Below are 20,717 nucleotides of genomic sequence, written 5' to 3' on the forward strand. Positions count from 1 at the left end.
ATCATTCCTCGCCTTCTTTATTTCCCTCAGAATTTATAAAAAACTATTGAATTAGTTACTTAAAAAAAACATGAATATTGTCACATGATCCAAACAGCCCTTTTTAATCCAAAATAAAAGTCAAAAAGTTCAAATAAGTTGCATTTATTCATTTTTTAAGCTGCAAAAACCACCTTAACCATACGTTGCATCTTTCCTAAACCAACAAATACTTCCAATCAATGGTTTATAATAACTTTACCTATCACAACATTAATCTTGAAAACTTTCCAAAAGTCAGACTCAGATGTATGTAGTGCTGTAATTGAATAAACTTTTGGAAAGTTCGGGATAACCGCCCAAAAAAAAGCCGTTTCCTCTGTACGAAGAAACGGCCTTATGGCTGCTTTTTGTTTTTCTTACTTTCCAGCTACTACCTTTTCCGGCTCACCGGCTGTTTTCAGTTCGAGTTTGAGGCTGGCCTTATCACTTCCGGCAAACCGGCAATCCACTTTTATTTTGTGTGCTCCTTTGGCCAGAGTAAATTTAGATGGATCGACTTTTATGGTTTCCAGCAAATTCCAGTTTTGGTCATATAACGCTACTTCATCTCCTCCCGTGTATTTCAAATATTGGTTGGGTTTTACAGCAATGTCCAAATCAATTTTCTTAAAGTCATCAATCTCAATAAACAGTTTGGATGCTGTTGCTCCATTGGTGGTATTGAGGATAAATCCCAGTGGCTGTTGTCCGTAAGGGTTGTTAAAATCAAAAGTGGACCATACAGGCTCTCCCGGCTGGCGTACGATCAATTTATGTTCGAACCGCTGCACGCTATAAGGAATCAGGTTCCAACTGTTGTCGGAGACAGTTTCAAGAGAAAATTCTGCCTTGATGTCTTCCATTCTTTTCTTTTGATCAGCAGAAAACGCTTTGGACATCCTTGCCTTTTCCCACTGCTTTATTTTTTCCAGAATTTGATCTCCAAAACCATTTTTAGCGATCAGTCCTGCAGAGGTCACCAGCGAATAGCCCGCATCAAAAGCCGCACTCCTGGCCAACATCCACTCTATGTCTTCAATGCTCGTATTGTCACGCATGCTAAACCAACCGAGCATACACGGGATGAAATTACGACGGAAATAGTCCTGATTGAGCAGCCTGTAAGAGGTCTGGCTTTCCCGGAATCCGGCATACCAGGGCTCCCCCCAGTTCATGCGGGTAAACATATGCCAGAAATAATGACCAGGTCTGCTGGCATCCATGATGTAGTCATTCCTGATTTCCGGATTCAGATTATCAAACCAGTTTTTGACAAAAAGTGCTTCTCCATAAGCACCCATGCCTGTCGATGCATTTCCTTCCAATCCATCAAATGAAATTTGCCTGAGTCCGGTCTGGTTGTACAACTCAGCCAGCTTGCCAGACACTTCGACAGACAAGTTCGCATTTGTTAAAAATGTTTTGTAGCCATGATCAGCCAGTTTGGATATCTTATCACCCTTGCCATGTGAAGAAACATTCGTATCGAACGCACCCCTTTCACAATTCAACAGTACCCAGGGTTTTTCTTCAGACACACTCTCGTATCGGATGATCTCTTCTCCTACCACCACGGCATGCAGGCTGTTGTTTTTCATCTGATTAAAGAAATCCGGACTCTCAATCTCAATATTCTTTTCCTTGTCATCTATTGCTTTCACCAATGTACTTGAGCCTACTTTTGCCAATCGCTGATCCGGCACTGGGGTAACATAGGGATCGTTGGTGGTGATGAAATTGGACAAGGTGTGCGCACCTACCTTAAGCCCTGCTTTTTCGGCTTTCTCCACACACATTTTCATGCTTTCCCAATTGTCTGGAAATCCATTTTCATGCAAATCAAAATGTCCCCAGTTTTCAAAAGGGCCTCCCTGATATAAATACTTCAGGCCTGCTTTTTTTGTCAATTCAATCGCATCATCTATATTTTCACTGTTGAATCCCTGAATCAAATAAGCAGCAGTAGCACTGGTAGCCCTTTTTGCCCACACGCCATCCAGCATCGGGTGAGGTAAGTTTTCAGTCAATTCTATTTTTTCGATTACATCCAAAACTGTCTCCGGAGCGCATCCAAAAATGGCAATTTTGGATCCTACGACTCCCTCATCGTCATAAGCCGGGGCAACATATTTTTCATGGTTCATGGCAGCCACTATCCTGTCTTTGGATCTGTCTCTGGTATAAGCCTGCAACGAGCTTCCGTATTCCTTTGGCAAGGCGGTATGCCCCCTGTACAAAATGTTCAATGAATCCGAAATATCCACCAGACTGGTAGTAGCAAAAATGTTGTAGGAAGGTGTAGAATCGTCTTCACTGGACGGGTATCCTCCAAGAGTACGAATGTTCAAAGCCTGAATGCCGATTGAAAATTCTTTATCCCTTACCACTCCAATGGTTTCACCTACTGTTTCTTTGATGGAGGTCTGAAATGGCCCCCATAGTACCAATTCCACTTTTTCTTTATTAGTCAATGAAAGCAATTCCAAAGTAAGATAAACCTCCTTGCTCTCAATTTTGACTTCAGCTACCACACCATTCAATGGATAAGTCAGTGTAATGACTCCCTTGTTTTCATCGAATTCTGCTGTTTCCGGGTATTCCAGTTTTCCACGGACTCTAATCGCAAGCAGTGCATTTTCATTGTCCATTCTGGCATAATTCACTGCACTTTTATTACTGGTTAACTGGGTGATTTGTCCTTTCTTATTGAAACCCAAAGTAAAGCCCCCAGATGAAAATTCATTTCCGTTTTGACTGCATGCCCCCGCTACAAACAGGACAAAAACAAGGTATAAGTACCTGAAATTCATAATATATCTCTTTTTAATTTGTTTCACAATCTTATTCTATCACCAGCCATGTATTGCCCATAGCAGGTACTTCTATTTCAATTTCTACAGAGTAGTCCCTGCTCAAAGTGTAGTTTTTAACTGATCCTTCTTTTTCTCTGATCTTAGCTGTATCCGTAAGTCCTGTATAATAAAGGGGTAACTTCACCTTCTTCTTTATCGTCTCGTTTGTTGGATTAAAAAACATTGCAAAACCCTTTTCTTTCAGATCAGGGTTTACATGCATCATGCCATCAATGTCCCTGCCATCGGCTCGTTTGATATGAACGATAGGGGAGTTTAAAATACTTCTGTATTTTTTGTACCACTCTACTACTCCTATAACCGTCTGTTTGGTTTTTTCGGTATCGTACAATCTTGGCCCTCTGTAGCAAGCCTGGATTCCCATTCCATAGTTTTGTACCATGTGCGCTTCATAGGCATCCAAGTGATCGTTTAATGGTTCGATAGTGGCTGCAGCTCCTCCTCCGTGGTATTGCACCAATGGCACAAAAGTCCAACTCATGCCAGGCAAGCGATCCCAGGTACCATCATAGATATTTTGACGGCCTAGCACCAACTGGCGTTCTCTTGGCAAAGACCAGTTGACTTCACGGTATCCAATGCCATTTTTCGTACTGCCACTCAGATAGTACCAATCCGGAATATTAAGTGAGATGCCATTTTCATTGCTCCACTTGTAATAATCGGTGATCCTTTTCCATGCTTTCCATTGGGAATCTTCCAATCCCTCATGTGCCACATGTGAGGTCGAGGCACACAATTGTCCGGGGTAGGAACCGTCATGTTCCAAAAGATCAAAGCCTGTTTTTTCAAAAAAAGTAGTCAATTTTTCAAAGTAATCAATCCCCCATTGGCTGTTGAGGCAGGGAGAACTTCCATGAATGACTCCTCCACGTTTGCCTGTCTCCGGGTTAATGACATCCACTTCTTCACTGATCCACCTGCTGGACAATAAAGAATACCCCCCCAATTCTACTCCCCTTTCATGAGCATAATCAGCAAATCCTTTGAATTTGGCTATATTATCATCCGAAAGGTCTTCCATATTTAGTCCACTACCAAAGCTTAAAATCACCATTTCATAACCAACTTCTACACATTGATCTATGGCTGCCTTCACCTTTGTTTCATCGGTTGTGGTCAAATGTAAAAACAAGGGATTCTCTGTGCTCCAGGGAGCCAGTATTTTATACATCCTGTTGGTTGCGAGCCCTTTTCTTTGACGGTCGTAGCTGTCATAGGGCAGTTCCCAAACTCTAAAAGATTCAAAGCCTGCCCCGGACTGAATGCTCTCATTTGGCCCGACAGGCAATCTGCATTCCATCAAACAAGGAGTCAATCTTCTATAATTAGCCTGTGAAGAATATTTTTCATCCTTTTCCCAATGCACCACTTTATTGGCATTTTTCATCGACATGGAATGAAATTCAAAATCACTTTCAATGTGTATGTTGGGCAGTTCCCAGCCCGTTGTGCCCCTTTCCACAGAACTTTCGGGCTCTATCATTGCCAGCACCTCGCTGACAAAAGTATTGAGTTTGATGTCCTTGTTGCTTTCATTTTGGACAGTAAACCATTTACTGATCAACGGGATCCCATCATATATTTCGTAGTGGACTTCCACTTTGATCCCTTTTAAATCTTTGTGTGAGTAAACAAAAATAAGTTCTTTTCCTTTGGTTGGCTGTTTCTTCACCAGTGCCCATCTTTTGTTTTTCCAATTGATACGGGGCTTGATGTCCTCCACACGAAATGTTTCTACCTGAAAAGAACCAGCAGGGCTCCACATTTGATCCAACCATTCTTTCTTGAGGTAGGCGTATTCCACTTGCCCATCCAATCCACCTATACTATATTCCTGTTCGTTGAAAGTCAGAGTTGCTTCAGGTCTTACGCCCCGAATCAGCGACTCACCAGTAGTCAGGTTTTTGAAATCAACCGTAGCACAATTGGGTGTCAACCTAAAGGTTCGACTTACCAATCCATTTGACAAAATGATTTCTTTGTCATTTTCACCTTGCAAAACAGAAGAAGGCAAATCAACATTTTTCACCAGCCAATCTTCCCCAACACCATTAAGGTACTTTTCGCTGACCTTTGGCAATTGCTTCATCATTGGTGCAATAGTATTGGTAAATACAGCATCCGCTTTTTTCATTCTACTGAGGTAATTGCCATCTACCATTTGCGGTTGAAAGCCACTAAAGTATAATGTAGCATCGGCCCATACTGCATGATCGCCAGACACGCCATCCCCGGCATCCTCCACAATCAATTCCAGTATCTGAACTCCTTTGACATTGACCTCTACTGAAACAGCTTTACTGCCACCTTTTATTTTCTTACTCTTCCACATTTCCTTTCCATCGCCAAACACCAGAAAACGAACAGAACCTTTACCGATAGCTTCTTGGGTATTGGCAATTCCTACGAAACGGCTTTCCTTTTCACCTTCCAGATAAAAAAGCTTGTTTCCATCTCCCAATGCGTTGAATTTAACCTCTCCATCCAAATCATGCTGATCCTGTATGCCCATATTAGCTGAAAATTTTTCTGATTTTCCATCCAGAAAGACCAATATTTTACTTCCTGAAAGAGTTCCTATCCCATTAGAATAAGATTCTCCGGATATCTGAATTTTCTCACCATTTATTGCCCTGTTCTTTTGAGCGGACCACCAGGGTTGTTCTACCTTTTTCAGGTCAAGATTTGATAGTTTGAGTTGATCTAAAGTGGCATCCTGTGCTCTTACCAAAGAAGTAATGCAAAATAACACTAGTATAATTTTTAGCTTTTTGAAATTCATTTTGTTAATTCAATAAGTATAGTTTAACTAAAATCTAATATTCTCACTGCCCTGATTGTAGGCTTACTTCAAATTGACTTGAGTATTTAAATGACTTACCTGATAACACATCAGCCTTGTTGAGAGGTGACGAAATCTTGTATGACATATACTTTTATTTTTCTTATTGTCTGAAATTGAAAAATGTATAATGTGATTGATGGTTTTATAATGTCCTTCCCAGCTTTTGACCCACCGCTTTGATCTGGTCTAAATGGTTTGACAGGATTTCTCCTTGCGCATTGGTCACTACTTCCAGGCACAGGACTCCTTGATTATTTACTATTTTTTGCGCTTTTTCAGTAAGTGAATCGGTTTGAAACTGCTGGCCATGTCCACCCCATTTTTCACCTAAGTAGGTGAACAAAAACCACTGGACACCATCTTCCACCCAACGGTTTGTTGGGAATTCATCAATGGTCGCCTTTTCTCCCGAAGTATAATCCCCATAGGGCGTATTGGCATGAATTTTCCCAAAACCACTATTGAAAGTTACAATACTGTTTTTGTTTCCTGCTTTGGCGGCAAGTGTGTGCGTGCTGATATTGTGCGCCAATGACATGTCCATACGTGTACTTCTGATGCCATTCCAGGAATACAACCCATCAAACCACCAACCTTTTACTCCTTGTCCATAGCGCACACTCCATTCCCGAATCATACTTTCCAGAATAGGTTGGTTGAACTGGCTTGTTGCCGAATCCTTTTTATAAGCATACTTGAATTTCTCCGATACCAATTCATTGTTGATGGGAGGATTGCTGGGCAAATAAAGTATCAATGGAATGTTGTACTGATCGAGTGCATTGATCAAATCCATAGGTAAATCTCTGTTGGAACATAGTTCCCCTGGCTTTACTCCCAAAGCCTTGTTATATGCTGAATTTGGAGAGCAATAATATCCTGAGTTTTGCCCTAAAGTAAACATCACAAATCCAGCTCCTGCCTCATTGGCCTGGCTGGCAAATTTTGCTGCATCAAAACTATCCACTGCTTCGTTCCATTCTTTTGCTCCTCCTTCCGGCACAATGGCTGGCTTTAAATAATGAACCATAATACCATAGCCAGCATCACGCATCCAGTCGGTATTGGGGTTTCCATTGATCTCAACAGGTTTTAACGAAACTACTGAAACGGTAACCATTTTTTCAGAACCTTTCAATGAATAGGTCAAATCACACTTAATATATTTGTCCTTATAAGATGTGAGCAATACTATGTCTTTGGTAAATATTCCCGGCAACTTTTCCCACTGCCCATCTGGAGAAGCTCCCAGATACCAAGAATACTGTTCTTCTTCGATATCTCCTGGTAAACTACCTTGTACACTCACAACGTTTTTTGCATACAAATTACCCTCTATGGACAGGTCAACTTTCCCGTCTGGCATACATCCTGCTTGCAACAAGAAAAGAACTAACGAGTAAAAACTATATTTTTTTATCATGTTGGGAATTTAATGAAGTTTAAGTTGGGTTATTACAATTATTTGGTTCCACTACCCTTTTCCTTTAGTCAAGATTATAGGATTCGTTTTTTTTACGCCGTTGACCTTTTCATATAGCTTCCAAGTATCCTCATTATCCCCTTTTTCCAGAACCCAGCTTTTAGACGGATCTGCTAAAAGTTTTTTTACATGTCGAGGAAAAGCATTGGCTGCCCTGGCATCTTCCCATGTTCTGATGGTTTTAAAAATAGCATCCTTCTGAGGGCAACTCTCAACATCTTTCTGATTTAGTTTCATGCTGTATGTAGTACCTACACCTACAGAAATGGCTTGTATGTGCTCGTATTGCTCAACGGTTGAGTTGGCGTTTATGGCAAAATTCATTCCCATTCCTACCGGGAAAAAATTAGCATAGGTTACGTCTCGAAGGTCTTTGCCCTGACTAGTCGTACTGCCCCACTCTCTTGTTTCTACATCGTATAAGTTTTTACCTCCTCCCACATTCCATATACTTTGACAGTGCCAGGAACCTTCAGACAAGGTAGCTCCAGTAAAACGTATGTGTGAAATACCAAGGGTTTCTGCCCTTTCAAACATTGTTCTAAAAAACCGTTTGGCAGAGTAGTATCCATGTCCATTGTTGAACAAAAACTCCTGCCCATCAAAATCATAATATCCTAATCCGTTAATAAAGCAAACATCAGCATAGTATTTGGCAATTTCATCCTGAAGTTCCATATTGGGTATCAAGCCATCGTAACCATAGTTTAATGTTACCTGAAGTTTGTATATAGTATCGTTCGCCTGATGTTGGGCGGGTGTGGTATCCCAGTATCCACGTTTTACATTTAAAAGTCTGTAGGGTTCATTTTCTGAAACACCAAGGTAATGAATAAGCTCCTTACCTATTTTTACCATATTCAAATTTTGCGCATGCCCCTCCCAACTGGAAATCTCTTCTAAATACGTAGGATCATCTACTATGACAATCGTATCGGTAGGACTTATACTTTTAACCAACAAACGTTTTTGTTGATAACATAAACTATCACTGGGAACAGGGCTGGCATCTTTGGTTCCGGGAGCCAAAGCAGTTGTTATTGGGGTTCGTCCAATGGTAATACCATACTTTGCTGCCATTTCGGAAAATTCTTTGTGAGATTTGTTTCCCGCCGTTAACTTAATGGGCTTATTCTCAAATTTTCTCCCATCAATATAACCTCCATTCCCACGATCAGGCCTTATAAAGCCTTGATCATACAAGCTGATGGTTTTAAAACCCAATCTCGATGTGTAGGAGATAATACTGTCGTACAATCCACCACTAGTGATCGCATCGGGAACAAAAGCAGTAGGATCTTTCACCCATTTACCACCGATTGTTGGATAAGGCAGGTCTTCCGACAATACAATGTCTTGAATCACATCCATTAATGCTGTATTATCAGGACTACCCCATAAAGCGACCGAAGAACCGATATAGTCTATTCCAGGCAATGGCTGAACCTCCAGGTGGTTTGGGGTATTGGCAGCCATATTGGGTATAAGTGAGTAATACACTTCTCTTTTAAAAGACCGATCTCTTGAATGATAACTTATTGAAATATTTCCTTTTTCATCCACTACAGCTCCATTTCCATAGACGATTCTATAGTAGGGTTCTTTATGGGCATAAAAAGCCACATCGCTGATACCGTCACCACCAAGTGTGAAAACTTGTCCTTCATGCAAATGGCCGGGCAAGGGAAAAGTTTCGGCATCCGGACTATGAATAACATACTGAAAAGGGGCTGCATCAGCAATGGTTTCAGCATTACCGCTTAGTGTATTGTCGTTGAGGGCAAACATGCCAATGGCGTAATTCACCACTTCACTGGTATCTCTGGCCACTCCTATTATTTCGCCAAATAGATTGTTAATGTTTGTATGATATGCTCCCCATTCAATACCGTCAACTCCATTTCGGGGAGACAGGGATTCAAGTGTCAGCTTAAAATATTTCTCTTTAGGAATCAGACTGATTTCTGCTACCGAACCATTCGGATAATTCAAAGTCATTAGCTGTTCTGACTTATTGTACGCTGCTCGTTCAGGTTCGTAATAAGCTTTTTTCTTACCATCATATAGCCGCATCAAAGGTGATGGCTTGCCTTCAGGACTAAACTCCAGGTTTGGTGAAACCGTGGTATTTTTCATACTCGTTATAAACCCTTTGTTGCTTATTTGAACTTGAAAATAGTTCGTAGCAAAATCCCATTCAGTTTGAGGGCTACAGCTAATCAGGAGTAGAATTACAATGGGTAAGGGTAGAATGTTTTTGTTCATTTTTAATTATTATATCCAATTAATAGTACTGTAGGAATTATACTATTCCTACAAGCTTTTCTTTTTCAACACAATCAAATACCCTTTCTTACCTGGTACAATCATCTTTTCTAATGATACCCTTGTACTTTCTTCCTGAAAATCAGTAATAGCAGGAATACTCATTTCAAAGTTCGCTGAGTTTAGCCCCATGCCTTTCCAGTCTAGTGCTATTGCTGTTTTTTCATCATTTTCGTTCCAATTTGCCACAGAGATAATTAATTGATCTTCACTATAAAAAACTGAAGACTTGATCATAGGATTACTACATCTAACAGGGCAATCTTTCTGCCAGTAACCAATCAATTCATGATCGTCAATGCTATATTGATCAAAAAACTCCCACAAGTGTTTGGGTACCTTTTCAGTCCAACCAGCACGATTCGTAATTCCATAAACCATACCACGCCAAGCATTGCCACCATCTTGAAGCATCTGTCCGGTGATTCCAAATGGAATTCCAGAAACTTCAACCAACCAATGATCCGGTAAACGATTATAATCCCGACCTTCTCCTATCCACGCCAAATCGAAATATGGAAGGAGCTCCATGTAAAGATTTAAACAATTGGTATATCCTGCCCAGGCATTAAAGTGATTCCAGCTGTGTAAGTCCATCCTCCCATTTGGACGATACTTATCAATAATTTTTCGTGCACGACGTAAAGTATATCGATCCAGTGCAGAATCATCAATATAAACGCCATCAATACCCATATTCTGAACCATCCAATCTAATCCCGCAATATAGAAATTATTGAGTCGGCTATCTGGAGTGGTAATAACCGAAAGATCTGTCTCCCCTTTAAACTTCCCTTCCTTAACCAAACTTGACCATGCTGGGATATAATTCTCCCTCAAATTCTTAACAAGCCATTCATTAGGTCCATTGGGGTGTAAAGCTTCTGTACGGCTGGCATTACCAGGGCCCGGGAAAATTACTTCACCATTTAAACTATTGAAAGCCCAAAACTCAGGCAGGTTTTTGGTCAATTCTCTGGTAGTATAGTAATACTTCATTCGTAAGTGTTCCTTGTGAGCACTGGCTACCAATTGGGTAAGCTCTTTGGAATTATCATCAAGGTATGGGTAATTGATGTATGGATAAATATCTTCTGCATGATGAATATTAACAATGTTTGCTCCTGCTTTTTTTGCATTCTCAATTTTCACAGAAGTATTTGTCCCACCACCATGATAATACCGGTCACCATATTTTATTTGATTATCAATTAATTTAAATGGAGTGATCAGTAGTTCAAAATCGAAATTAAGTACATCACCAGCCTTAATTTCACGATATCCGGAATATGCGTCAATTACAACATCATCATTTTTTTCCATTACATCCACACCACCCTTGCCTTTGTTATTCCATGATTCCGGTAGATTCAGTGGCCCAAAAGCATAATAGATATTGACCAATGGACGCACATAATTATCCGCTTTCCATTTTACACGCAAACCAGCATTCACACTACCTACCCAAAGCATATCCTGATTTTTTGATTGATCCCATTTCCACTTCCATTCCGAGGTACGATACCCCCCTTCATGCCCCAATCCCATCATATACTCAGCATTCTCCTTTTCCACAGGAATTTCGAGCCTTATATTTTTCACCTTTACTTCTTTCTTACTAGTAAGCTTTAATTTATAATCAACAAACCCATCAAATTCCATAAGCCCTTCACACTCAAGCTCAAACTCCTTGGATTTGTTAATTACTTTCCAAGCTATTTGAGAAGGTGTTTGATGTGTGAAATTTAATTTACCCGGAATCAGTTTGACAATATCACCGTTCTCTTTTTCTATTATAAATCGTAAATATTGATTGACAATAGTATGACCATTGTCATCAAATGACTGGTTGGAATTGCTAAAAAAACTCGTAATGGAAGCAGGAAGCCCGTTTTTTGCAATTTTTAATGAACGCCCTAAAATATTAATAATATTACCTTCAAGCCTAACTGGAACATATCCTTCGGTAATTTCATCATCAATACCAACAGTTGCATTGAGCCAGTTTAGCCTGGATAAACGATTTCCTTCATTGTATCCATGATTAGGGATTACTTCTCCTGAAATGTTTAATTGGAGCGGTATTGTTTGTTTTTCATCATCAACAATTACCGAAACTGAACCTGTATAGCTTCCTTTTTCAATACCATCAAGATTGACCCCTAGCCAAAGGGCTTGTACTCTTCCAGCAGAAACATTTATATTTTTTGAAAAGGCTTCTCCCTTGAAATTAATGCCCTCTTTGTTAAAACAGGTCATTTTTGTTAAAGGAATAGTAGTTCCACTATCATCTTTGAGATCTGAAAACTCAATTTGTATATCCTCAGCATCCTTTTTCAATACCCACACTCCTAATTGATAGACATAGTATTCATTAGGTTGAGCTGCCAATAGAAAGGGCTTTTCTATACTATAGTTTTTAATTTTCCCTTGTGGTATGGAATCATTCCATTTAATTGGATTTTCACGCAATTCAGGAAACACAAAAATGGTTTTATTCTTCAAAAAACTACTGTATTTTCTAATAGCTTCCGATGTAGCGATGAAATCGGATGACTCTTCACTAAAAGACATTGACACACATGGGCAGAGAAAAAAAGAGCCTATTATTAACAATTCCACATAGTTAACATAATTTCTTAGGGCTACTTTACCACTTCTTCGTTTCATCTTATTCATTCTATTTATTAACTACATCTTCCATCCTCATCAATATATTAATCAGTCAATAAATAGTAAGAAGGGCTCATCTAAATATAGGATATTTATAAAATAAGATATTCCCTTTATCAAATGAGTGCCTTTCAGATAACGGCTTATTAACAGTTGATATTTTGATTAATAACTGAGATCAGTTCTTGTATAAATTACAACATATTCGATACTTTAAAAAAAGATACCTTGATCATAGTAGTGATGAAGGTATCTTTTTTATATTAAAATAATCTCCTATAGTAAGGGATCAAATGTACCTCCCCAGGTATTGTTTTGCTCAATTTTACTATTTCGTTCTAAAATTGATGTTGGTATTCCAAAGAATGAATACTTGTCTTCTTCTACCACACTTGTCGGTTGAACACCTTCAATAACTGTTACAGTGAATTGATCCGAAATGGTATTGATATCTGTTAAACCCTCAGGTCGAGCACCAGCTCCAGTATATTCAATTCTGAGCCCATGAAGTGCTTTATTGTTCAGGTTATTAAATGTTGAGGTAAAAATACGCCATCTGCGTAAATCATCAAATCGTTTCTGTTCAAAAGCAAATTCAACAAATCTTTCGTCCATAATGACTTGCCTAACATCAGCTACTGTGGAAGCAGTAATACCGTAATTTCCTGATCCAACTTCAATCCCAGCACGGGCACGAATTTGATAAAGGGCATCCAATGCTTCAGGAGTCTTACCACTTTCATTGGCAGCTTCAGCCATATTCATAAGTACTTCAGCATATCTAAGTTCAATCCAGTCAACCTGACCATCTTCAACAGTTGTTCTGGTAATATCACGGTCAAGCATTTTTGCCGGATAAAAGCTCCCATGAGGGATTAAATTCTCTGCCCAATCTCCAAATTGAGGTTCATTGTCTGCCCGTGATTCTTTTCCATTAATACCAGTTCCAGGATCACCGTCTTTATCGTACCAATACGTCCACATATTCTCATTTCCAAACATTGGACTTATAAAAGGCTCAGCACCATTATATGCAATTGATGCATAAAAACGATCATCCCTGTTTTCATGCAAAACTGAATAATCCATTGTTACAGGATCCCATTTAGATCCATCCTTCATTGGATACGCATTCACCAGCTCAAGTGAAGGCATGTTAGCACCTACTGCTCCTCTTGCATAAGCAAGTGGACGCATTGCTGCCTGAGAGTATCCATTGGCATAACCAGGGTATTGAAATCTCTTTACCATAATTACCTCCTTATTCATTTCGTTATGCCACAATTCACCATAATCTTCCAGCAGTCCTTTATCTTGTCCATCTAAGAACTCCAATGCTGCAATATTAGCATTATAGGCATCTGTCCAACGGGAAACATCATTAGTACGGTTAAATTGAGGACTGGCCCAATACAATAAAACCTTTCCCTTAAATGACAATGCCACACATTTATCTATTCTCCCTATGCTACTTTTATCTTCTAAAAAAGAAATAGCATTATCTAAATCCAATATAATTTGGTCAATACATTCGGATGTCTTACTCCTTGAAACAAAGGCAGCATCAATGTCTGTAGATGAACCTGGAGTCAAAACCAATTGTACACCACCATAGGCTTTTACCATCCTGAAATAAGCCCAGGCACGCCAGAATAGTGCCTGACCTTTTAGCTGATCCTTAATCTCGGCACTAAATGTTGCAGCATCTATTCCCTCCAGAAATATATTGATCTTTCTAATACTTGTATAAGGAAAATCATTATAACTATTTTCCGTAATAGTACCTTGAAGAAACCCACTTAAACCATTTTGGTTTATAACATCCAAAGTCTCATCTGTTTGGCGTCCGGCATTAAAATTACTTGGCATAAAGTCACCATATAAATCATTCACATAAGCTTCTGCCACAGCTGGGTTGCCCCAAACATCATCACCTGTAACTGCCTCCAGATTTTCTTTATCAAGAGGATCGCTGCAAGCTGAAATCATTGTTATAATAAAAACGATCCCACTTATTTTATTAAATATATTCATCTTATTTCTCTTTTAATTAATATTTAACATCACAAACATTAAAACCTAATGTCAATACCCATTGTATATGTTTTCATCGTTGGGTATGACCTCATTTCGTAAACGCCTGGGTCATAGTAATCAAATGTCGAAAATGTCAATAAGTTAGTTCCTGTTAATATTAAGGTTACATCAGAAATATTGAGCTTATCCAAAATAGACTTAGGAAGCGAGTAGGTAAGATTGACTTGCTGTAAACGTAAATAATTACCACTTTTCAACCAGAATGTTGATGTCAGATGGTCATTACTTTGATCCCACCCTACCGGCTTGGGGTATTCGGCATCTATATTGTCTTCTGACCATGAGTCAAGCCAAAATGAAGGGGCTCTTGCTCCGGTATGAAACCTTCTTCCATATCCGTCTTCGTATGTCTTAGATATGCCTGTCTTACCCTGCATAAATACTACTACTCCGAAACCTTTCCAATTAGCATTTAAGTTTAATCCAAAAGTATATGGATTTTGAGAATGTTTGCCTTCCAACACTTGTCTGTCGTAATCGTCTATCTTCCCATCAGGCACACCTTCTTCTACACCACTTACATCTTGAAAATTAAGATTCCCCAATTCTGGTATCCTTCCATAAATTCTATAATCAGCAGGAAGAGCATCAAGATCGGCTTGTGTTCGAATAATATCAGTAGCTACCAACATTCTAATATAATCAGTAGGACGGCCGTTTGGATTATCTAAAGCCCTGACATTTTCAGCAACATCTCTTAATATTACCTTATTTGTTGCGTATGCAAAATTCGCCTTTGCTCCATAATTTACCTCACCGATATCACCAGTATAGTCCAATTCGAACTCAAAACCATGGGCATCTACAATCCCGTAATTTACAGGTGGCATATTCCCTCCAAAAGAAGGGGGTACAGACACTACCCTTGAATCCAGTATATCGTAATTGTGTCTTTTGTAATATTCCGCACTAAAATAAATACTCTTTAAAAAACGTGCATCTATACCAATATTGAATTCACTGGTTTTTTCCCATGTTAATTCTTTATTTACAATCCCATTGTACTGCACTCGACTCTGGGGAGATGTCCCAAATAAATAATCGCCACTAACGCCAAAAGACTCACTCCATTTCCAACCACCAACTGCATCATTACCCGCTAACCCCCATGAAGCACGTAGTTTTAAGAAATCAATACTGCCAACTTTAAAAAAATCCTCTTTTGATACTATCCAGCCTGTAGATACGGAGGGGAATGTTCCCCAACGGAAACCAGGTGCAAAAAGCATTGAACCATCACGACGGGTGGTCACTTGCATAAAGTACTTTTCGTCATAGTTATATGCAATTCTTCCAATGTATGAAGCTCTCCCTGTTTGACTCTCGCTTCCACCAACATAAGAATCATCTCTTGAACTTGAAGTAGCCCAAAATTGATCTTTTTGCAACAAAGGATACCCCTCTCTGGTACCATAAAACCTATCGTAAGAACCTTCGCTTTGTTCATAAACAAGAATAGCATCTATCCCATGTTTCCCAAAATTCTTGGTATAATTGGTAGAGAAGTTTAGTTGATAGTTTGTTGTTCCTATTTGTTCTTTTACCAAACGCTCCTTATTGGGATATGATGATTGTATTGTACCTGTAATATTATCGGTTGGTATCCTTCCATTTGATCCTAGTTTTTCTGTATTGTACAAAGTAGTTTTTAATTCAAACTGTTTATTTGATGTTCCTGCATAATTTTGAGAAAATTTGGCAGTTGCCGACAATCCATCTAAAAATGGCACTTTGTATGTCAGCGCAAACAAACTGCTGATATTGCGCTCAATCCAGGTATTAGTACCTCCTTCTTCAATAAACGCCAATGGATTTCCAATCCATCCTGGGTTGATAAATTTGCCATCATCAGTTTTAGGCTTAGAGGTTGGCAGGTAATAAAGTAAACGCCCCCATAAATTACCAAAATCACTTCTAACACCAAAGCCATCATTATCTTCCTGCATCACAAACCTTTTTCTTGTCCCCTGACTATAGGCAAGATTCACAACACCACTAAGATTCTTGGTAAAATCAACATTGACATTTGATCGAAAATTGTACTTCTTAAAGTCAGCATTTTTCACAAAAGCTGTTTGGTCGAAAAAAGACCCACCCACAAAGTACCTTACATTATCAGAACCTCCGGAAGCCGAGACCGCATGCCTTTGCAATGTAGGATCCTTATAAGCTAAATTGTACCAATCCCTTGCTGGATCATTCTTGCTAAAATATTCAACCTCTAAATCATCATAAAATACGGATCCCGTTTGAGCAGAAGCATAGTTCTCTAATCTGACCATATCTTTCATATCCATATACTCGGGGATTTTAGAGGGATTGTCGAAACTATATGAATAATTATAGTTTAGTTTAAAGTCACCACTTTTGCCAGTTTTTGTAGTAACCAGAATAACTCCATTGGCTGCACGGGCTCCATAGATAGCCCCGGAAGCAGCATCTTTTAGAACTGTAATTTTATCAACCTGAGCATAGTCCAAGGCGTTAAATGCTCGCTTATCTCTTACTATTCCATCAATCACGTATAACGGTTGCTGTGTTCCTGAATCTTTCCAAGTGTTTATAGATCTTATACGAATATCCTCAGCATAACCAGGTGCACCAGAAGCCTGTGTAACAAATACTCCACTAATACGACCAGCTAGTGCATTTGAAAGGTTAGCTACGGGAATTCGCTCAACATCTTCAGCTTTCATGGTAGCTACCGCTCCAGTAACTGATTCTTTCTTTTGTGTACCGTAACCAATAACAATAATTTCGTTCAATTGTTCGGCATCCAGTACCATCTCAACATCTACTGTACTTCTACCAGCAATCGAGATTTCCTGTGTTTTATACCCTACAAAGGAAATAGTAAGTAAAGCATCATCAGGAACAGACAATTTATATTTGCCATCAATATCAGTAGTCGTCCCTAGAGCAGTTCCTTTTACTACAACAGTTGCCCCGGGGAGACCATCTCCATTTTCATCTGTGATCCTACCGGAAATATCGACTTCTTGTCCGAGAATTATTTCTAACGGAGTTTTATCCCTGCTTTTTCTTTTGCTGATATTGATGAAATTATTGATTTGCTTGAATTTGAGATTAGACACTTTGGAAATAGCCATCAGTACCTCGGCTACAGAAGCTTGCTGATAGTCCAGATTAATCTGATCACTTTCTTTCAGATCCTTTTTATCATAAGCAAAATTAAAATTGGTCTTGGCTTCAATTTCTAATAATACTTGTGCCAAATCAGAATTTGTCACTTTAATATCTACCAGAACTTCCCTTACACTATTAGCTTTTTGGGCATTACCATTGGAAGCAACCAACATACCCGCAAGAGTGCAAATTATCAATATACCTAAAATCGTGTATTTTGACATCATATATATTAGTCGTAAAAGTTTTATTTTCATAACTTTAAGGTTTGGTTTTATAATTAAAATCATTAAAAATCATTTCCTGAGATTATTGAAGGTGCTCGAATACATTCAATAAAACTGGAAATCAACACACTGTTTCCGGCTCTCCTTCTTAAGGAGGCCGGTCTTTTTTTAGATATCTCTATTTCATATGCATTTACCTAAATGTAATGGTTACTAATTCATTGTTGATAGTGTAGTCAAACTTTTTGGTGAAACTCATTCCTTCCAAAATGCTGCTTAAGTAATCATTTTTAAACCGTGCAGTATAGCTCCACTCCTGTTTGTTTTTCTCCCCATTCCTGATTTCAAACTTCACCCCATACCATCTGGACAATTTTTTAATTGTTTCTTCGAAATGGGCATTTTCAAAGCTCAAAATGCCATCTTTCCAACAAAGTTCATGAAGTGGGTTAAACTTTGAAACTACCATCTTGCTATCCGTTTTGTTGTACCTGATTCTTTCTCCCGGTTCAATAAATACCTGACTTTCATTACTTGGCTCACTTAGTGACACCAAGACTTTGCCTGTTTCCAGATCAACATCTATAAACTCTTCATCACTATAGGCTTTAATATTGAAAGAAGTCCCCAATGCCGTAGTAGTTACATTTCCTGTCTTTACTGAAAAAGGATTTTGAGGATCGTGTGCCACATCGAAATAAGCCTCGCCGCTTAAAATCACATGTCTTTTATTTGTACTAAAAGGCTTTCTATATGACAAACTGCTTTCCCCGTTTAACCACACAACAGTACCATCAGAAAGAAAAACCTTTAACTTTTCTCCTTTGGCATTCACTTTATGCACCCATTGTTCGTTATTTTCCACCGCCTCATGAGTCGTATCCGTTTGACTATAAAACACAACAGACACAGCCAATATCAAAACAACAACTGCCGCTGCAAAATATTCGGCTCTTCTCCATCCGGACTTTATCAACATACCTGTCATCCTGGTCTCATATCCGGATTTGGATTTCTTGTCAATCGTGTTTTGAATGTTATCAAAAACAGCATCAGATTGATCTATTTTGACTTTAGTCTTAATTTCCTTCCATGCTATTTCTGACAGCTTAAAAAGCTTGTTGTTCTCCTCAGAAGCATTGGCCCATTCCATAATTTCCACCTTCTCTTCCATAGTAGCTTCCCCCGAAAGTACTTTGGCCATTATCCTGGAAAATTTTGGTTCAATCATTTTATATCTATTAATATTTACTTTAACTGCACGTCAATAAAAGGACACAGCCTATTTATTTTCCCCTTACATCAACAGTAAAAAGACTTGTTTTTTCTGCTCAGATTATCCGGTCTTGGTATCTCGAAGCACCTTCAAGGGAGACCTAATGTCATGATTTTGAACAAAAGGAATCAATGCTGACCTCATTTTAGAATAAGCCCTTCCCATCTGCACTTCAACTGTCTTAACTGATAATTTCAATAATTTTGCTACGTCGTTGTATTTTAAGCCATCCTCTCTTACCATACGAAAAATCAACTTGCATCTGGGGGGCAACTCTTCAATGGCTTCAAGTACCTTTTCTCTTAGTTCACTCTCTAAAAAGTTGTTTTCCGGATTTTCAAATGACGTTATCACTTTACACTCTTCGGAATCCAGTGTTTCAAATAAAAAAATTTTATTATCCCGGATATAGTTGTAGCACAGGTTTTTTATAGAAATATACAAGTATCCGTCAAGGTTTTTTATATCCGATATTTTTTTTCTCTGATCCCAGATTTTAACAAAAATCATAGAAACTACTTCATCAGCATCTGACCGGGACTCAAGAATATAGAAAGCGTAATTCAGTAATTTTGGATAATAAATATTGAAAAGTTCTTTGAAAGCAAACCGATCATCATGCTCAGATATAGATTGAACTATTCTGCGAATAGAATCCAGCTGTTTATCCCTGTCTATGTGATTATTATTTGCCAAATCAGCTTTTGCTTATTAGGTATCCCTTAAACATGACACAAGTTTTAAATTTTTCCCTTACACCGGAAATAAAAAACTTAAAACAAGTTATCACCTCCTCCGGTACTTATCCTCCCAATAGCTGGCTTCTTTGCCTAAGGCTATTTTACGCTTGACATCTTCAGCATTCAGAATCTCACTTGACGGTCCTTTGGATGTGAAATGATAGTTGCCACACTCATGGCAGTGGTACACATTGACCGGCCCGGTGTTTGGAGCATGATGATTGCGAGACCTGTTTTGAATCAGAGCCTCTTCGGCCATTTCTTTGGTTTCGTAGCATCTTTTATTGGTTACACAATTCATCGACGTTTCATTTCGAGGTTTTCCAATTCAAGCTGGTAATCGTATTGCAAGTCTTCATGTAGCGTGGCAAGAGCATGCTTTATATTCTTGATCTGCATATCAAACATATTGGTCAAAACTCTACTTTGGTATAGAGGAATGCCCGAATCTTTGAGAACAGTACAAAAATACATCAACACCCCCACTGTAGTCTGCTTGTTTCCCAAATATCTAATGAACTTGTTGGCTGACCGCAATACCTTTCTCAGGGTCTTTTTGGCCAAACATGTATTCCGAGTATTGATGCTTTCCACCTGTTCATCCATGTCTCTTTTGACAGACTCAATGTACCCTTGCTCGTCATGTGCTTCAAACAACAGATAGGTGAGTAATTCCTTGTTGTCTTTTTTGTATTTCCCGATCCTCAGGCACAGTTCCAACAAATCATCCTTTCTCAGGTTTTTTAGTTTGTTTTTTTAATTGATGAATGGTGGAATCAGGACTGCAAATCAAATAAAAAGGCTGTCTTTTCAGACAGCCCTTTTTATTTGTATTAACACTATTGGTGTCCGAGAAAAGATTTTGCCATCTAAGAAAATTCATCAAAATCACCCCTAAATCCCCTAAAGGGGACTTTTTGATCACCCCTTCAGGGGACGGGGGTAGTTTTAGGAAATCGAAAAAATCTTTTCTCATTTCGTTTAAACGTACTTTTTCAGGGTATTTA

The 20,717-nt window shown here is 38.9% G+C and carries 12 protein-coding genes; all 12 read right to left on the bottom strand.

The features are described 5' to 3' along the window. Nucleotides 1–398 precede the first annotated feature (398 nt). Nucleotides 399–2,831, bottom strand: a complete 2,433-nt coding sequence (locus tag AAOP42_RS10105) for a hypothetical protein (RefSeq protein WP_349528382.1) — start codon at nucleotides 2,829–2,831, stop codon at nucleotides 399–401. A gap of 31 nt (nucleotides 2,832–2,862) precedes the next feature. Continuing rightward, nucleotides 2,863–5,649 carry an NPCBM/NEW2 domain-containing protein gene (locus AAOP42_RS10110; RefSeq protein WP_349528383.1) on the bottom strand — a complete coding sequence of 929 codons (2,787 nt, stop codon included), beginning with the start codon at nucleotides 5,647–5,649 and terminating at the stop codon, nucleotides 2,863–2,865. A gap of 235 nt (nucleotides 5,650–5,884) precedes the next feature. Beyond that, nucleotides 5,885–7,165 (bottom strand): alpha-L-fucosidase, encoded by a 1,281-nt coding sequence (locus AAOP42_RS10115; RefSeq protein WP_349528384.1) that lies wholly within the window; start codon nucleotides 7,163–7,165, stop codon nucleotides 5,885–5,887. 51 nt (nucleotides 7,166–7,216) lie between these two features. Next, entirely contained in the window at nucleotides 7,217–9,490 is a 2,274-nt protein-coding gene (locus AAOP42_RS10120) for a hypothetical protein (RefSeq protein WP_349528385.1), read from the bottom strand. 48 nt (nucleotides 9,491–9,538) lie between these two features. After that, nucleotides 9,539–12,220, bottom strand: a complete 2,682-nt coding sequence (locus AAOP42_RS10125; RefSeq protein ID WP_349528386.1) for a glycoside hydrolase domain-containing protein — start codon at nucleotides 12,218–12,220, stop codon at nucleotides 9,539–9,541. Between the two features lie 279 nt (nucleotides 12,221–12,499). Next, nucleotides 12,500–14,257, bottom strand: a complete 1,758-nt coding sequence (locus tag AAOP42_RS10130; protein WP_349528387.1) for a RagB/SusD family nutrient uptake outer membrane protein — start codon at nucleotides 14,255–14,257, stop codon at nucleotides 12,500–12,502. Nucleotides 14,258–14,295: 38 nt separating this feature from the next. Next, complete coding sequence (locus tag AAOP42_RS10135; protein WP_349528388.1) at nucleotides 14,296–17,724, bottom strand: SusC/RagA family TonB-linked outer membrane protein; 3,429 nt, start codon at nucleotides 17,722–17,724, stop codon at nucleotides 14,296–14,298. A gap of 163 nt (nucleotides 17,725–17,887) precedes the next feature. Continuing rightward, nucleotides 17,888–18,925 carry a FecR family protein gene (locus tag AAOP42_RS10140; protein WP_349528389.1) on the bottom strand — a complete coding sequence of 346 codons (1,038 nt, stop codon included), beginning with the start codon at nucleotides 18,923–18,925 and terminating at the stop codon, nucleotides 17,888–17,890. 105 nt (nucleotides 18,926–19,030) lie between these two features. Continuing rightward, a complete protein-coding gene (locus AAOP42_RS10145; protein WP_349528390.1) occupies nucleotides 19,031–19,666 on the bottom strand; it encodes an RNA polymerase sigma-70 factor in 636 nt (211 codons plus the stop codon). A gap of 90 nt (nucleotides 19,667–19,756) precedes the next feature. Continuing rightward, nucleotides 19,757–20,011, bottom strand: coding sequence for a hypothetical protein (locus AAOP42_RS10150; RefSeq protein WP_349528391.1), 255 nt, complete (start codon nucleotides 20,009–20,011; stop codon nucleotides 19,757–19,759). After that, entirely contained in the window at nucleotides 20,008–20,433 is a 426-nt protein-coding gene (locus AAOP42_RS10155; RefSeq protein WP_349528392.1) for a hypothetical protein, read from the bottom strand. Before AAOP42_RS10155 ends, AAOP42_RS10150 begins: the two co-directional genes overlap by 4 nt. 1 nt (nucleotide 20,434) lies before the next feature. Then, on the bottom strand, nucleotides 20,435–20,717 hold a 283-nt coding region (locus AAOP42_RS10160), incomplete at its 5' end, for a hypothetical protein (RefSeq protein ID WP_349528393.1).

It is taken from the genome of Reichenbachiella sp. MALMAid0571 (assembly GCF_040151475.1).
GTDB lineage: Bacteria > Bacteroidota > Bacteroidia > Cytophagales > Cyclobacteriaceae > CAXBNB01.

What these genes read in the sequence shown, in the direction of transcription:
- AAOP42_RS10115 (WP_349528384.1), bottom strand. Translation starts at nt 7,165, where the DNA reads ATGATAAAAAAATATAGTTTTTACTCGTTAGTTCTTTTCTTGTTGCAA.
- AAOP42_RS10150 (WP_349528391.1), bottom strand. Translation starts at nt 20,011, where the DNA reads ATGAATTGTGTAACCAATAAAAGATGCTACGAAACCAAAGAAATGGCC.
- AAOP42_RS10125 (WP_349528386.1), bottom strand. Translation starts at nt 12,220, where the DNA reads ATGAAACGAAGAAGTGGTAAAGTAGCCCTAAGAAATTATGTTAACTAT.
- AAOP42_RS10135 (WP_349528388.1), bottom strand. Translation starts at nt 17,724, where the DNA reads ATGAAAATAAAACTTTTACGACTAATATATATGATGTCAAAATACACG.
- AAOP42_RS10140 (WP_349528389.1), bottom strand. Translation starts at nt 18,925, where the DNA reads ATGATTGAACCAAAATTTTCCAGGATAATGGCCAAAGTACTTTCGGGG.
- AAOP42_RS10105 (WP_349528382.1), bottom strand. Translation starts at nt 2,831, where the DNA reads ATGAATTTCAGGTACTTATACCTTGTTTTTGTCCTGTTTGTAGCGGGG.
- AAOP42_RS10130 (WP_349528387.1), bottom strand. Translation starts at nt 14,257, where the DNA reads ATGAATATATTTAATAAAATAAGTGGGATCGTTTTTATTATAACAATG.
- AAOP42_RS10120 (WP_349528385.1), bottom strand. Translation starts at nt 9,490, where the DNA reads ATGAACAAAAACATTCTACCCTTACCCATTGTAATTCTACTCCTGATT.